The sequence below is a fragment of the Cryobacterium sp. Y29 genome, assembly GCF_002929825.1.
Classification (GTDB): Bacteria; Actinomycetota; Actinomycetes; order Actinomycetales; family Microbacteriaceae; genus Cryobacterium.
The window spans coordinates 384,827-400,125 of record NZ_PJJN01000037.1 but is presented as its reverse complement, the minus strand read 5'-3'; the positions used below and the strand labels follow the sequence as shown (position 1 = coordinate 400,125).

Annotated in this window: 9 protein-coding genes and 3 pseudogenes; 6 read left to right on the top strand and 6 right to left on the bottom strand. The window is 60.2% G+C overall.

The features are described from left to right. Nucleotides 1-69: 69 nt before the first annotated feature. Entirely contained in the window at nucleotides 70-1,557 is a 1,488-nt protein-coding gene (locus CXY74_RS16845) for an APC family permease (protein ID WP_104201478.1), read from the top strand. Nucleotides 1,558-1,733: 176 nt separating this feature from the next. Next, nucleotides 1,734-2,165 (top strand): annotated as a pseudogene (locus CXY74_RS16840) (hypothetical protein); the annotation flags it as partial. Here CXY74_RS16840 and CXY74_RS16835 read toward each other — a convergent pair. Beyond that, nucleotides 2,119-3,303, bottom strand: a pseudogene (locus tag CXY74_RS16835) (IS3 family transposase). The pseudogenes CXY74_RS16840 and CXY74_RS16835 overlap by 47 nt on opposite strands. Nucleotides 3,304-3,434: 131 nt before the next feature. Here CXY74_RS16835 and CXY74_RS17390 point away from each other — a divergent pair. Continuing rightward, complete coding sequence (locus CXY74_RS17390; RefSeq protein ID WP_146070182.1) at nucleotides 3,435-3,713, top strand: hypothetical protein; 279 nt, start codon at nucleotides 3,435-3,437, stop codon at nucleotides 3,711-3,713. Nucleotides 3,714-4,054: 341 nt separating this feature from the next. On the opposite strand, the gene CXY74_RS16825 is transcribed toward CXY74_RS17390, so the two are convergent. Then, complete coding sequence (locus CXY74_RS16825) at nucleotides 4,055-4,957, bottom strand: LysR family transcriptional regulator (protein WP_104201476.1); 903 nt, start codon at nucleotides 4,955-4,957, stop codon at nucleotides 4,055-4,057. 233 nt (nucleotides 4,958-5,190) lie between these two features. On the opposite strand from CXY74_RS16825, the gene CXY74_RS16820 reads away from it, so the two are divergent. Together CXY74_RS16820 and CXY74_RS16815 are read left to right on the top strand one after the other, a co-directional pair. Next, nucleotides 5,191-6,591 (top strand): M20 family metallopeptidase, encoded by a 1,401-nt coding sequence (locus CXY74_RS16820; RefSeq protein ID WP_104201475.1) that lies wholly within the window; start codon nucleotides 5,191-5,193, stop codon nucleotides 6,589-6,591. A 43-nt stretch (nucleotides 6,592-6,634) separates the two neighbouring features. Then, nucleotides 6,635-7,927, top strand: a complete 1,293-nt coding sequence (locus CXY74_RS16815; RefSeq protein ID WP_104201474.1) for an MFS transporter — start codon at nucleotides 6,635-6,637, stop codon at nucleotides 7,925-7,927. Between the two features lie 1,082 nt (nucleotides 7,928-9,009). On the opposite strand, the pseudogene CXY74_RS18475 reads toward CXY74_RS16815, so the two are convergent. The 4 genes and pseudogenes from CXY74_RS18475 to CXY74_RS16795 all read right to left on the bottom strand — a co-directional run. Beyond that, nucleotides 9,010-9,405, bottom strand: a pseudogene (locus CXY74_RS18475) (transposase); the annotation flags it as partial. 174 nt (nucleotides 9,406-9,579) lie between these two features. Next, entirely contained in the window at nucleotides 9,580-10,863 is a 1,284-nt protein-coding gene (locus tag CXY74_RS16805) for an ArgE/DapE family deacylase (protein WP_104201472.1), read from the bottom strand. Beyond that, nucleotides 10,860-12,164 carry a M20 family metallo-hydrolase gene (locus tag CXY74_RS16800; protein ID WP_104201471.1) on the bottom strand — a complete coding sequence of 435 codons (1,305 nt, stop codon included), beginning with the start codon at nucleotides 12,162-12,164 and terminating at the stop codon, nucleotides 10,860-10,862. Before CXY74_RS16800 ends, CXY74_RS16805 begins: the two co-directional genes overlap by 4 nt. Nucleotides 12,165-12,298: 134 nt before the next feature. Further along, nucleotides 12,299-13,477, bottom strand: coding sequence for a CdaR family transcriptional regulator (locus tag CXY74_RS16795; RefSeq protein WP_104201470.1), 1,179 nt, complete (start codon nucleotides 13,475-13,477; stop codon nucleotides 12,299-12,301). A gap of 99 nt (nucleotides 13,478-13,576) precedes the next feature. Here CXY74_RS16795 and CXY74_RS16790 point away from each other — a divergent pair, with 99 nt between their 5' ends. Next, on the top strand, nucleotides 13,577-15,235 hold the full coding sequence (locus CXY74_RS16790; protein ID WP_233193543.1) for an amidohydrolase: 1,659 nt from the start codon (nucleotides 13,577-13,579) through the stop codon (nucleotides 15,233-15,235). Nucleotides 15,236-15,299: the final 64 nt, after the last annotated feature.

Sequence of the window (15,299 nt, the reverse complement as noted above, 5' to 3'; positions counted from 1 at the left end):
TTTTAGATATTCCAGAAGTACCTACGTCGCTAAAAAACAGGGACCTACAGATATTTAAGGGAGATTGTCATGAGTGAACATCGTACGGATGAAGTCGATCGTCTCAAAAGATCGATCGACTGGAAGCAGGGGATGGCCATCGCCCTGGGGGTGCCCCTGTTGATTCTGCCGTCCCTGGGTTACCTGCCGCTGTGGACATCCGCTGCCGCAATCGTTATCTGGGGGCTCTCGGTCATCCAGGGTTTCATGCAGAACGCCGCCTACGCCGAAATGGCCACCACCTTTCCCAAGGCCTCCGGTCTTCCCGGTTTTGCGCAGCATATCTTTCGCACCGAGAACTTCACCGGCAAGTACGACAAGGGAAAGCTGATCGGCGGTTTCAGCGCCTGGAGCTACTGGTTCGCCTGGAACCCGGTGCTGGCGATCTTCGCCATTTTGATCGGCGGCTACCTGCACGGACTGTTTCCGATCCTGGGCGAGACTTTCACTGAGTATCAGCTTTCGTTGCTGTCCGGCCTGGTGATCTTCACCGGATTGTCCGTGGTGAACTGGTTCGGCCTCAAGGACGGCGCCATTCTGGGGTACATCCTGGGGGTCCTGTCCCTGATCCCGCTGATCGTTCTGACCGTGGCGCCATTCGCTACCGGCCACGTGGATCTGGCCAACATCACCGGCAATTGGTTGCCGGCTGACTGGACCTGGGACATGAACCACATCCTGATCCTGCTCGGCATCTTTGCCATCGCGCAGTGGAGCGCGTGCGGCTGGGAGACGGCCGCCATCTACGGCCCGGAATACAAGAACCCGTCCAAGGATGTTCCGAAGGCTCTGCTGGCCGTCGGCCTGATCTGCTTCCTCTCGTATGTGCTGGTGCAGGCTGCCGTGATCGGTGTGCTCGGTGTTGACGGTGTCATTGCCGAGCCGGTGTCGCCACTGATTCCCGTCGCCCAGGCGATCTTCGGTGAATCCGGTTCCCTGCTCACCATCATCATGTTGATCGTCGCCATGATCCTGATCATTCAGACGGCTTACCTGGGTTCGTCCCGCGCCATGCACTCCATGGCGACGGAAGGCAACCTTCCTAAGTTCTTCGGCAAGACCAATCGCCACGGAACCCCGTTTGTTGCGTTGCTCGTCACCGCGGCGTTCAACATGGTGCTGATTTCCGTCGGATCCATGGCGGCCATCCTGGCGGCTGCTGCCATCGGGTACACCTTTGCCAACGGAATCAGTCTGTTCGCCTACGTCAAGGCGAAGAAGCACCCGTCTTTTGCCAACCTGGAACGCCCCTTCAAGGCACCCAAGGGCTGGAAACATGTTGCCATGCTCTTCGGCCTGTTCAACCTGCCCCTGTGCCTGGTGGGTGTGGTCTACCTGAACAGCTTGGAAATCGGCTGGGGTGCAACCTGGGTCGGCTTCATCGTGTTGTCGCTCTACATTCCCATCTGGTACTACTCCCAGCACGAATCGAGTAAACACCACAAGGCAGCAGACGACGCTCACGCTTTAGATCTCGATGAATCAGACCCGGAGTTGGTTCCGGACCCGATTCGGTGATCGAGTCGTTAGCTCGAAGGGAGTGTCTGGGAAGAACTTTTTCCGAGGCACTCCTTTCGTGGTTTCACTTTGATGCTCCGGCAGGCGGCATCCGTTATCGGAGACCGTGGCTGTGTGCCAGGGCGACGGAATTTGACGCTCCTATAGTTGTCAACCTGCAATAGCTGGGATGACATCGAGCCAGTATTGCAACGGCTCTCGTTGTGCGGCCCAAGTTGATCGTCGCTGACGAACCTGTCTCGGCTCTCGATGTTTCGGTGCAGGCCCAAATCCTCGAGCTGTTTGCGGAGGTGCGCCACACCACATCGGTGTCGGTGCTCTTCATCTCCCACGATCTCGGGGTGGTGCGCGAAGTCAGCGACCGCGTTGCCGTCATGCGTCACGGACGCATTGTCGAGACGGGACCCATCGATCAGGTATTCGACCACCCCATCCACGGCTACACCGCGGCACTGCTTTCCGCGATCCCACCACCCGATCCGCGGCTGCCATTCCACCCAATCAGCTCCACCGACTGTGACCTGCCGCGGGCATTTCGGACAGCGGAATTAGTGGATTCTTCTACGCTGCCAATGTTGGCTGTTGATAACCATAATGGACTTCATTAGGCCGGCGATAACCGAGTGCGGAGTGCCGGCGTCGACTGTTGTAAAAGCCTTCGATATAGCGAATGACATCGCTGCGAGCTTGTGATTTGGTGGCGTATGCGGTGCGGTAAACGCGTTCGTTCTTGAGCATCGAGAAGAAACTTTCGGCCATGCTGTTTGTCCCAACACACGCCGGTGCGGCCCATCGAGGAACGCATCCCCAGGCCGGTCACCAGCGCCCGAAACTCGGCCGACGTATAAACGCTGCCGCGGTCGGAGTGCCAAATCGCGTCAGGCTCCACAAGCGTCGTCGCCGCCGCGTTGCGGAGAGCGTCGGCGACGAGTTCGGTGCGCATGTGGTCGGCGATGGACCAGCCGACAACCTTCTTCGAATAGCAGTCGATGACGGTAGCCAGGTAGATGAAGCCTTGCCAGGTATGGATGTAGGTAATGTCGCCGACGAACTTCACTCCGGGGCGCTCGGCAGTGAAGTCGCGTTTGACGAGGTCGGGCATGCTCGCGGCTGCCGCGGCATCGGCTTCGGTCGTGATGCGAAAGGGCCGCGGTTGGCAGGCTACGAGGCCGATCTGGCGCATGAGTTGCCGCACCAGCTCGGGCGAGCACTCGGTCTGCTCGGCGCCCAGGTCGGCGTGGATTCGGCGGTATCCGTAGGTGCCGTCGGACTCTTCAAAGAAGTGCTGAATCCGGGCGATCAGTGCCTCTCGGCGGGCCGAGGTCGCGGACTGTGGCCGGATTGTCCAGTGGTAGAAACCGGACGTGGAGACGGCCAGCCAGAGGCACATCTTCACCACCGAATCCCGGTTGGTGGGGTCAGATTTTTGGGAGTCGATGTATTCGTACTTGCTCACTACCGCTGCTCCCGCGCGAAGTAAGCGCTGGCTTTTTTCAAGAACGCGGTCTCCGCCCGCAGCTCGTGAACTTCCCGCTCAAGTTCCTTCAGACGGGCCCGTTCCGACACGGTCAGGTCGGCTTCGGTTCCGCCGTTGGCCTCGCGGTATTTGCCCAACCATTTGCGGAGCGTCTCGGGGCCGACACCGTATGCGGTGGCGACGTCCTTGATCGGTTTGGAGGTGTTGATCACCTCGCGGCACAACTCGTCTTTGAACTCCTGGGTGAAACGCCTACGTGCTGCGGTCATGCTGATCTCTACTCTCAGTGAACCCTCATTTTAAGAGGGCCCACCGTCCGACATATCCGCGGCAGGTCACTGATAGGTCATTGAGTACGAGGAGCGTGGGTCAGTAGCAGTTATCCGCGTTGGTTTAGCCTTTGACCATTACTTTTAGTGTTGGGGGTGGCATCCCTCGGGTAGGGGTCTTGCTCCTGAGGCTGCGATATCCGGAGGGGTGGAATCTCTGGCGCAAGACCGATCCGGCGTGGGCGATGTGTGGCATCCCCGACATCCAGCTCGTCGACCACGGGTCCGACTTCACCAACCACCACCTCGAACGCACCGCGATTCTGCGATCCGCAGACGTTCCTCTTGGCCCCAGTCGCGCCCCGAAGACGCAACGGCCGGAACACGTATTCGCCCGCCAGCGGCTGTGATCCACCGATATCCCTGTCTGCGATTCACTCCCAAAGATTGGCACGCGGCTGCCACCGACATCCCTCTGTTAACGCCGACTGAAAATAGGGCCATAAACGCGGTGGGTTCTCGGTATTCGCCGCCGTCGCGGAGCATGGTCCAGAGGACGTTGTTGCGGCGACGAGCCAGCGCCGGGACTGTTTCTTAAACGGTGTGTCCGGCCTAACGCGCTGGACTTAGGTCTGGCGAGGACGGTGCCGTGATGACGACAGTTGATGCTGCGGGGAAACAATAATGGCCAAGGCCGTAGTGGGCACAGGCGTGCACGTGTTGGCCCTCTTTTAAGAAAATTTCCGCTTGTCTAGACCATAGTGGTTGCAAGGGCGGCACTAAGGAAACTGACAAAATTTGCGAGTGCCACAGGAAGTTCCCTTCCCGCTTTTGTTTGTATTTGCAGATTGCGTTGGCGGAGCTCCTTTTCTTTAAGTGGAATCGCTACCACGTCGCCGTTCGCGATATCCCGGGAAATCGTAATCTGACCGAGTAGCGTAACGGCGTTGCTTGCTCTGAGGAAGCTTAGTAAAGCGTCGGGGTTGTCGCACACGAAGACAGGCTCAACGGCGCGATACCCAGTAGCGCTGACAAGGTCAAACAAATGTCGGTTTGTCGTGTTGGGAGCTAAAAGAGCAAGCGGATAGGAGTGCAGGTCCTGCACAGAAACGATCGGTACAGCTACCAATGGGTGTCCGTTGCGCACAACAGCCACAAGTGGTGCAGGACGCGAGTTGATGATCTTGATCCCGGGATCAATCGCGAGATTGAAAGTCATGGCGAGGTCGACTACACCATCACGAACCATCTGAGTTGCGGTTGCCGGTTCGGTCAGGTTGAGCACAAACCGAGTGCCCGTATGTATTGTCCGATACTCGGCAGTTATCCGAGGGATGAAGTTATGGCCGACGCCGTTCGACGCCGCGATGGATATCAGCGAATCCGCGTCGTGACGTTCATGGATCTCATCGACGACATGCCCCGCGTCCTGAATCGCGCGCCGGGCGAAGCCAGCGAACGAGTTGGCCGCTTGGGTCGCTACTACTCCGGACGGCAATCGTTCGAACAGAGGAACGCCGATTTCCTTCTCCAACCGGCTAATCTGCCGGCTCACGGCAGACCCAGCTATAAACAGTTGCCGAGCAGCTGCGTTAATGGACCCGGTTTCAAAAACTGCAAGGAAGTAGCGCAACGCGGGATCGTAGAGAGACATCTGCCCAACATATAGGTGCGTTGCCGTCTCGGCAATGATAGTGCAAACAAAATGCTGCTAGCAGATGGGCTACAGCTCTTGAACGCAGTGCACGTTACATGTCACTATGACGAGGATTCGTCCCAAGGGAATCAAATCAGTTGGCCCTCCGCCAATCGGATGGAACAACAAAGAATAAATCACTTACCCCGACTCTTCACTTCGTACTTTTTTCATTTTCCGGAGGTTTCCTAATGAGTCGCAGTTCTGCGATCAATTTTGCATCTGACCACTTCGACTCGGGGAAGTTTAAAGCCGAGCTTGAGCGGAGGGTCGCTTATCGAACAGAAAGCCAAGATCCTCGAAGCGGACCCATCATGGGTGCCTACCTTACCGAGGAGATTATTCCGCAACTCGAACGGCTAGGTTTTACCGCCCGGGTGGTGGACAATCCCGTTTCCAGCCGTCACCCATTCTTGGTCGCCCGTCGAAATGAGGATTCGGCGTACCCAACCGTGCTTACTTACGGGCATGGCGATGTTCAACTCGCTCATGCCGACGATTGGCGCTCAGGTTTGAATCCATGGGAGATCGTCGTAGAGGGCGATCGTTGGTACGGACGTGGCACCGCGGATAACAAAGGCCAGCACACCGTAAATCTCGCAGCACTCGAACAGGTAATACGCGCGCGCGGGGGCCATTTAGGATTCAACACAGTGTTCTTGCTGGACATGGGCGAGGAGTTTGGATCCCCTGGCCTCAATGAAATTTGTGATCAGTTGCGGGACGAGCTGTCTGCAGATCTTTTAATCGCTTCTGACGGACCCCGGCTTTCAGCAGAACAACCCACAATTTTCTTGGGAGCAAGGGGTGCTGTCAATTTTACGCTTACCGTGAATGCGCGCGAGGAAAGCCATCACTCCGGCAATTGGGGCGGAGTCCTCAGCAACCCCGCCACCATGCTGGTGAACGCCTTATCAAGTTTGATCGATGGGCAGGGGAAACTGCTGGTTCCGGGGTTAGCGCCTCCTCCGATACCCGCTTCAATCCGTGCAGCGCTGGCCAACATCTCTGTGGATACATCGCCTGGAAGCCCTTCCATAGATGAAAATTGGGGAGAACCAGGTTTGTCGCCGAGCGAACGCCTCTTCGGCTGGAACGCTTTAGAAATTCTTGCAATGACGGCGGGAAACCCCGACGGAGCAGTCAACGCTATCCCCGCCAACGCTCGTGCACATTGCCAGTTGCGCTTCGTCGTGGGAACAGATTGGGAGGCAACAGCGGCAATACTGCGGGACCACCTCGACCAACATGGCTTTTCAATGGTCAACGTGAAAGTGGAATTCGGCATGGCCGCTACGAGGCTCGATCCGGCGAACAAGTGGGTGCGTTGGGCGCTCGATTCGTTGGAAAAAACCACAGGGAAGAAACCTGCCTTACTTCCCAACCTGGGCGGATCACTACCGAACGGTGCCTTTGCAGACGTCCTTGGCCTCCCAACTATCTGGCTTCCACATTCCTACCCCGGTTGCGCCCAGCATGCACCGAATGAACATCTCCTATCTCCATTAATGAGAGAGGCACTGCAAATCATGGCGGGCCTTTTTTGGGATCTGGGCGAGGTGACCCCGGAATGGTTAGTCGACGCAGACTAACCGTGGCTATCCGAAATGCGCAAATCTTGCGAAGGAGCACGTCATGACGAGCAGTACTACGGGCAAATTGACCGCGGCCAGAAAGCCAGCGAGTCCTTTTCGAATCATCGCCGCAGCTTGTGTCGGCAATGCCTTGGAATGGTACGACATCGCGATATATAGCTTTTTTGCGGTCTACATCGCGCGGGTATTTTTCCCTACGCAGGACCCTGCCCTGTCACTCATCCTCGCGTTGGGCACCTTTGCGGTATCTTTCCTGATCCGTCCACTCGGTGCGCTTGTGTTGGGATCGTACGCCGATCGTGCTGGACGAAAACCGGCATTGACGCTCTCACTTGGCCTGATGGTGGTCGGCACATTACTCATTTGCATCATGCCCTCATACGCTGCCATTGGGGTCCTAGCCCCGATTGGCATTTTGGTAGCCAGGCTTGTTCAAGGGTTTGCGGCCGGCGGCGAATTTGGCAGCGCGACGGCCATGATGGTCGAACACCTCCCCGGACGCCGCGGGTTTGCTGCCAGTTGGCAGTTTACGAGTCAAGCCATGGCCTCCTTATTGGCCGCATCAATCGGGACGTTGCTGACCACGACGTTGAGCCCCGAACAGATTGAGTCATGGGCATTCCGTATCCCATTCCTATTCGGTCTCCTCGTCGGGCCGGCAGGAATCTTTATCCGACGACACGTACCTGAAACGCCGGAAGCGGAAGCACGGTTGAAAAGCAACATCCCCAACACGCCAGTACGAACCATCATGCGCAAACAAAAGATGCTCGTGCTGTTGACGATCGGTTTGCTGGCGGTCACCACATGCCTGAACTATATGATCACGTACATCCCCACCTATGCGATACAGACGCTCAAACTCCCCGATTCAAGCGGATTCATAGCGACGCTGGTGGGGGGCCTCGTGTTACTTCTTGTCACACCGTTTGCTGGGCACTTCTCCGATAAGGTCGGACAGTTAAGAATTATGATTCCCGCCGCCGGTCTCATTCTGGTTCTTATCTATCCAATGTTCGCAGTTATGGTCACGTTTCCTACCCTCGGCGTACTGCTGCTTGTAGTGTTTTTCATGGCCCTGTTCAAAGCCTGCTACTACGGCCCAATGGGTGCGGCTATGGCTGCGGTTTTTCCGGCAGAAACACGAGCTACGGGAATGGCGGTAGGTTACAACATCGGTGTAACCATCTTTGGAGGCTTCACGCCTCTGATCGCCACCGTGCTAATTAACAGCACAGGAAATGACATGGCTCCCAGCTTTTGGGTCATATTTGCCGCCCTCGTCAGCATGGTCTCCATGATTGTGGTCTGGAAAAGGCTTGGCCTCCGCTAAACCGAAGTTACGGGATCGGCACGGCGGATTCAACTGGTCGTCGCATGCCTCGATTTTTGTGAGGTGTTGTACGTGTGGCGTCGTTCAACGCTCTGAGACGACGGTAGGTGAGCGTGAGGGCGGCGTGATGGACGGGATTATCTATCGTGACGGGGTGGTGGTGCATTACGCGGCACTGGATCCCTGATATTCAGGTGTTGGGACGTGACCGGCGTGCCAAGCGCAATGAGGCAAGACGTGCGGCTTCACGACGGTACCCCGGCCGGCGACCGTTCGTCTATCATTCATGACGATCGTTTCGGGTACCGGCACGCGCCGCGTCTCGCAACCGTAATTTTCTGGCGAAGGGCAGCAGCCAGGCGATTCAGCGTGTCAGCTTTCGGATCGGCGACGACGAGGTGACGCTCAGTATTACGTCACTCCCGAGGAAATGGGCAAGTCAACCGGCAAATCAAATGGGCACGCCAAAGTCCCGGTAAATCTTGCGATCTACCGGGACTTTTTCGTTAGGTCGGGCTGACAGGATTCGAACCTGCGACCCCTTGCAGAATCAGGGTGATTCTGGACGTGACCGAATGTCGCGGGAAACTCGCGGATTCCTTTGATTTTGCAGGGAACCGGGTGGTTCACTGCATCCGAGTGTACGCGTCCAGCGTGGGTCGGTCACGGTTGATTGAGGTGAGTAAATGGTGGGACCCACTCACTCGGCCCAGCGAGGAATGCTGCCTCCATACTCCCGAAAGGGTCTCACTTACCGGCAGAGGCCTTAAGTTGCGGGGCGGCGAACGCCAACGGGAAGTCAACGTTACTAAGTTCCGGCCGGGAGCACGCACGCCGCTTGACGCTTCGTCGGCTGCGGCCGGAACGAGACTCGCACATAGGCGATAAGTTTCGCCTCGGTATACAAAATGTCGCATGAGTGAAATTCTGCGGCCTAGGTTGAGTGCTGCATCTCGAAGTTTACGGGTGTGACTTGCCCGGTCGAGGAGTGGCGGCGGTTGTAGCGGTCCTCGATCCACACCGCTGCGTCTCGGATCGCTCGGGCCCCGGTGGGCCAGGTCCTGCGGTAGTAGTACTCTTTTTCAAGGTCGCGAAGAAGCTCTCAGCCATGGCGTTGATGCCTCTATGTTGTCAATTCGGGCTGTGCCTGGTTTTTGTGTTGGTCGGGAAGTGCTTTCAGGCAGGATGGTGCAGATTTCGCGTGCGAGGTACCGTTTGAGGCAGCGGACGACGTCTCGATTGCTTGTTCCTTTATCGGTGCGGTTCTGTAGGTAATTCTGGGTGGTTTCATCCCACCAAAGTCGTGTCAGTAGGTTTCGACACAGGGCCGCGTTGGCTTGACGGTTCCCACCTCGATTGGGGCGCCGCTTCGTCGTTTGCCCTGACGAGAACTCGACCGGACTGACGCCGCAGAGCACTGCGAAGGCGGCTTCGTTCTTCATTCTTACGGGATTGTCAGCAATGGCGATGAGTCGCGCCGCGGAATCAGGGTCGGTTCAGACTCAGAGGGCAGACACCTCATCGCCGGGAATAGATGAACCCACTCCGGCTCCCCGCGACTTCTGTTCCCCAAGTAATCTAGTAACCGGTACAAAGTCCGAGTAAGGGAGTGTGCTGGGCACAAACTATTTTCTCGTGGAGCAGCGGGCGAATTAGACAGGCTCAACCCCACACCACGCGGCGATGAACAGGGCGATAGCCGTGGTCACCTGCCGCACCGATTCGACATACACCCGCTCGTCAAAGGCATGGATGTTTTCCGAGATCGGTCCATAGACAAGTGCTGGAATGCCGCCATAGAGGGAAAACACGCGGCCGTCGAGGTAGCCGGGAGTTACAAAGGACTTCAGCTCTGACCCGAAGGCTTGTTCGTGGGCCGTGGCGAGGGTGGCTTCGGCAGAGCTGCCCTCCGCGAGCACGTACCCCTCGGCGAAGAAGCCGGTGCGCTGCACGAGGTACGTTACGCCGCGGCGCGACGCTTCGCTCTGCTGCAGACACTGCTGCAGTTCGGTCCACGCATCCTCTGCCGAGATTCCGGGGTAGAAGCCTGCGCGCACCTGTACCTCACACCACGAGGGTACGCTCGAGGGCCAGTCGCCGCCGTGAATCTGCCCGAAATTGAAGTTGATCGGGTTGTGCACGCCTTCAAAGTAGGGATGCTCGCCCTGCTTCGCGTTCCATTCACCCTCCAGTACCCGGAGGTTGGACATCAGTGCGGTGACCTCGTCGATTGCGTTGACGCCGGTGTCCATCTCGCGTGGATGTCCCGGGCGCCCTTCCACGCGCACCTGAAACCAGATCACACCGACGTTGGCGCGCACGAGCATGTTCTCTTCGGGCTCTGGAATGATGACGGCGTCGGCGGTGTAGCCGCGCAGCAATGCCGACAGTGAGCCGTTGCCCGTGCACTCCTCCTCGACGACGGACTGTAAGTAAATCGGCGCTGTTGGGGCGAACCCCGCGGCTCGGATCGCGTCGAAAGCGAACAAGTTGGCTACCAGGCCGGCCTTCATGTCGCCGCTACCGCGGCCGTACATCCAGCCGTCTATGATCTGGGCATCCCAGGGGGAGCGCGCCCAGTTGTCCTCCGGGCCGGTCGGGACGACGTCGACGTGTCCGTTCAGGATGAGTGACTGTCCGGTGTGTGTCGCCGGCTCGTACGTTCCCACCACGTTCGTGACGTCGTCGTAGCTGATCGCGATTGGGCTGCCGCCCTTGTGGCTGTCGATCTGGGCCGGGTCGATCTGCCAGCGGTCCATCGAGAGGCCGCGCTCGCCCATCGCTGTGTAGAGCAGGTCCTGGGCGCTCTGTTCTTTGGCGCGCACTGAGGGCTGCGCCACTAGATCGGCGGTAAATTGCAGCTGTTGGTCGAACCCCGCGTTCACTGCGGCGACGATTCGAGCTGCGACGGCTGGGTCGAGTGTTCTAGCGGTCATCGCTGGGCGACCTGCGCCGGAGCGGCGTGCTGCAGGACCGCGTCTTGTAGTGCGCCCTGGCACATCCGGGCGAGCACTTCGGTGAGCATGTCGACCCCGGCGCGGGCGTCATCGTCGTGGGTCAGCTCGCCCTCGTTGTGCGAGATACCGTCTACGCTCGGCACGAACAGCATAACCGTGGGCACGACGTCCTTGAGGTTGGTGGAGTCGTGACCGGCGAGGGTCATCATGGTCTGCGACGACAGGCCGAGCTCTCCCGCGACCGCGCGCGCGAGGTCGATGCCTTCCGGCTGGTAGCTCTGCACCCCCCAGAAGTGCGCCTGGGTTAGCTCGATGTGCACGCCGTCACGCTTTTCAATGACGGCGACGTGCTCGTGCAGGCGGGCATCCGCTTCGGCGAGCACCTCAGCGTCGGCTGAGCGCAGGTCGAGAACCATGCGCACCTCGGAGGCGACGACCACGGGGGAGTTCGGTAAGGCAAAGAGCTGGCCGACGGATGTGTGCAGGGCGGAGTCCGCAAACGTGTCGGCAAGGTCCCGCAGCGCGACTACGAGGCGGGAGGCCCCGACGAGGGCATCCCGTCGGTCGGCCATGACGGTGGACCCGGTGTGGGACTGCTCGCCACGCACCACGGCCGAGTACTTGTGGGCAGCCCAGGTCGCATCGACGAGGCCGATGCTCACGCCGTCTTTCTCGAGGTGCCGACCCTGCTCAATGTGGATCTCGGCGTACGCGGCGGTTTCGGGCGCCGCATCCGTGCCTCGGTAGCCGAGGGCGGTGAGGGCCTGCTCCACCGATACCCCGTCGGGGTCTGTGATCGCGAGCACGTGTTCGGCGCTGAGCTTGCCGGTGAACACGGAACTGCCCATCATGCTGGGCTGGAAGCGGGCGCCTTCCTCGTTGAACCAGTTGACGACGGCGAGGTTGAAGGGTGGCGTTTGCCCCGTGGCCGTGACGTTCCGGCGCACCCGAACGGCCGCGTGCGCTGCGGCCAGTACGCCGTAGGCGCCGTCGAAACGGCCGGCCATCGGCTGACTGTCGAGGTGTGACCCCACGAGCACGTACGGTGCGTTCGGCGTCCACTCGATGAGGCCGAACATGTTGCCCACAGCATCGATGGTGACGGTGAAATCACGCGACTCCAGCCAGTTGCGAAGCCAGGCTCGCAGCTGGCCATCTTCGACGGTGCCTGCCAACCGGTGCACGCCGCCGCCGGGGGTCGCACCGATGCGGGAGAGTGAGGTGAAGTCGGCGATGAAGTCTTCGCCGGCTCGGTCTGTGTTGATGGTGGGGTCGATCATGACGGCGAAGGCCTCCGGCTCTGTCTCGCGGGCGAGAATGCCCGTACTTTCAGGCTCACAGTGCTGAAATCACAATGCAATGACGATTCGCTACCACTTTGACGCTCGTGAGGGGGCAAATGCACAATTCGCCGCTAGTCGGCATCGCCGAGCGCCTCATGGTGCAAGGCCGTCATGATCACGGCGGCGTGAACCGGGCGGGTGGGGTCAAGCTCGGTGAGCGCTTTGAATCGGGTCAGCCGATTGAGTACCGTGTTGCGGTGGCAGAACAGTTCGCGCACCGTGGCCGACACCGAACCGCTCTCGAAGTAGGCGTTGACGGTTTCGATCAGGCGCGCGCGTTCGTGTTCCGAGATGCCAGCGAGCCCGCTCAGTACGGAATCGGCGAGCACATCACCGAACTCCCCAAGCCGGCGTGCTGCCACGCCGCCCCAGTCCCGACGCACCGTGGCCATTCCGGTGGCATCGGCGCGTCGCGCCGCGATGAGGTCTTCGGCGATGCGCACCATGCGCGGCACCTCGGCCAGGCTGGCGGCGACCGGGGCGACCGCGCCGGGCAGTTCGGCGAGCCAGTCGGGCACGAGTCCAAGCGTGTGCGGCTGTTGCTCGAGAAGCAGTACGAGAGCCCCATCACGTTCGTGTAGGGACTTCTTGGCGCGGTTCAGGGCAGCCGCCCGGTGGAATTCCTTGTGGGCGTCCTTGGCGGCCAGGGCTACTAAAAACGGGCTGGCAGGCTCGACGCCGAGGGCCCGGGCTGTCTGTGCGATGAGCGGGGCATCCGTGCCGTCGGATGCGAGTAGCCGCCCGAGCAGGATCGCCTGCTGTTGCTCATGCTCGTGCGCAAGCGACGCGAGCTCGGCGAGGTAGCCCGCGTGCACCCGAATGGTGTGGAACTCCACGGCCTCCCACACCGCGATCGCCCCGCGGGTGAACGCCGGCAGCTGTTCCGCAGGCACGCGGGGCAGCATGGCCGACCACAGCAGCCGAAAGTCGAGGCGCACGGCTTGCAGCAACGACTCGAGGGCGACGCCCTGGCGAGCACGGCGATGCCCGAGTTCCTCCGACAGATTGAGTAGTCGGTCGGTGAGGGGCAAATTGCCGATCAGGCGCAAGAGCAGTTCCATGGACGCCACGGCGGTGTCGCGCAGATCTTCCCGGGGTACAGCGGATGCCGCATACCCCTCCACCTTGGCCAAGCCCACGAGGTAGGTCTCCACGATCTCGTCGATGTCGACCATGCAGGCGCGCACGACGTCGCCGATGACCTCGTCCACCAGAGGAGACTCGGCGCCGGATCCGACTGAATTGTGCATCTGCCCAGACTAAGTCCTCAGACGGGTGTGGTTGCCCATTGCGGCACCGCGCGACTTGGCCAAAGATTGGGGGAACCCGGCGTCTCCCCATCAACGCCAATGATCGGGGACACCGTGCTCGACCTGAAACTGACCAACGCGCGCATCGCGACTCTTGATGAGAGCCATCCAACAGCCCACACCCTCGGCGTGCTGCATGGGCGGATCGTGGGGCTCGACGATGACGTCGCGCACCTGGAGGCCCGCGCCACACTGGACTGCGGCGGGCGGGTCGTCGTACCGGGGTTCGGTGACGCGCACAATCACATGGCGTGGTTCGGGCAGACCTTCTCCGAGCTCGATTTGAGCACCTGCACAACGGTGCAGGAGGTCTACGCGGCCGTCACCCGCCACGCGGAGGGGCTCGCTCCATCCGCGTGGGTCGTTGCCTCCGGCTACGATGACACCGTGATGGGCGAACACCCGCATCGCCTCGGGCTGGATGCCGCCGCCGGCGAGCACCCGGTGTGGCTCAAACACCGGTCGGGCCACATGTGTGTCGTCAACACCTGGGTGCTCGAGCACGCCGGGATTTTGGACGGGACGGCGCAGGTGCCCGCCGGTGGCATGATCGTTCTCGACGCTGGCGGATGCCCTACCGGCCTGCTTCAAGAGCAGGCGCAGACACTGGTGAGTGCACTTCTGCTTCCCTACTCAATCGATGACCTCGCCGAGGCGATCGCCCAGGCCAGTGCCGTCTACGCTGCGGAAGGCTTGACACATGTCACCGAGGCCGGCATCGGCGCCGGGTGGATCGGCCGCAGTCCGGTGGAACTTGCCGCGTATGTCGCCGCGAAGCAGGCTGGCATGCTAAAGACGCGAGTGCAGTTGATGGTGTCGAGCGATGCACTGCATCCGCTGGCCGCTCACACCGACGATCATGCGACGTTCGGTCTCGACCTTGGTCTCGTGACCGGATTCGGTGACGACCACATCCGACTCGGAGCCATGAAAATATTCATCGACGGGTCACTGATTGGTCGAACCGCCGCAGTGACACAGCCGTTCTGTGACCACGGCCACACGACGGGCAGTTACCAGCTGTCGGTATCGGAACTCACCGCGCGAATAAGAGATGCACACGCCGCTGGCTGGACCGTAGCCGCCCACGCAATCGGCGATGAGGCGATCGATGTGGCCCTTGACGCCTTCGAGAGCGCGCAGCGCGAGCATCCGCGACCGCGCGTGCGGCATCGCATTGAACACGCCGGAATCGTGCGGCCCGACCAGGTGGCGCGGTTCGCGCACCTCGGCGTGACCCCGGTGCCGCAACCACGATTTCTCTTCGAGGTCGGCGACACGATCGTAAATGCTGTGGGTCCAGACCGCATGGACTGGGTTTACCGTCATCGAACCTTTCTTGAGAGCGGCGTGCGTGTACCGGGAAGCTCGGACCGCCCGATCGCTGCCGGATCACCGCTCGCCGGGATGCAGTCAATGGTGCAGCGGCGCACCTCGAACGGGACTGTTCTGGGGCCGCACGAAACGGTCACCGCGGCGCAGGCATTGCGCGCTTACACGGTCGATGCCGCGTGGGTGGCCGGCGACGACGACCATCGCGGGAGCCTGGCCCCCGGTAAGCTCGCGGACTTTGTTTTCTTGTCCGACCATCCCGGGGAAGTCATGACCGACGACATCGGCGACATCGCGGTTTTGGCCACATTTGTGCACGGACGCTGTGTGCATGGCGCCGACCTCATCGCGACTCTAGGGCTGTAATCGGTCCCTTGCCTGCTCAGCCGTGCACGACTCGAGACGACTCGGCACGGTCACCATTTACCAA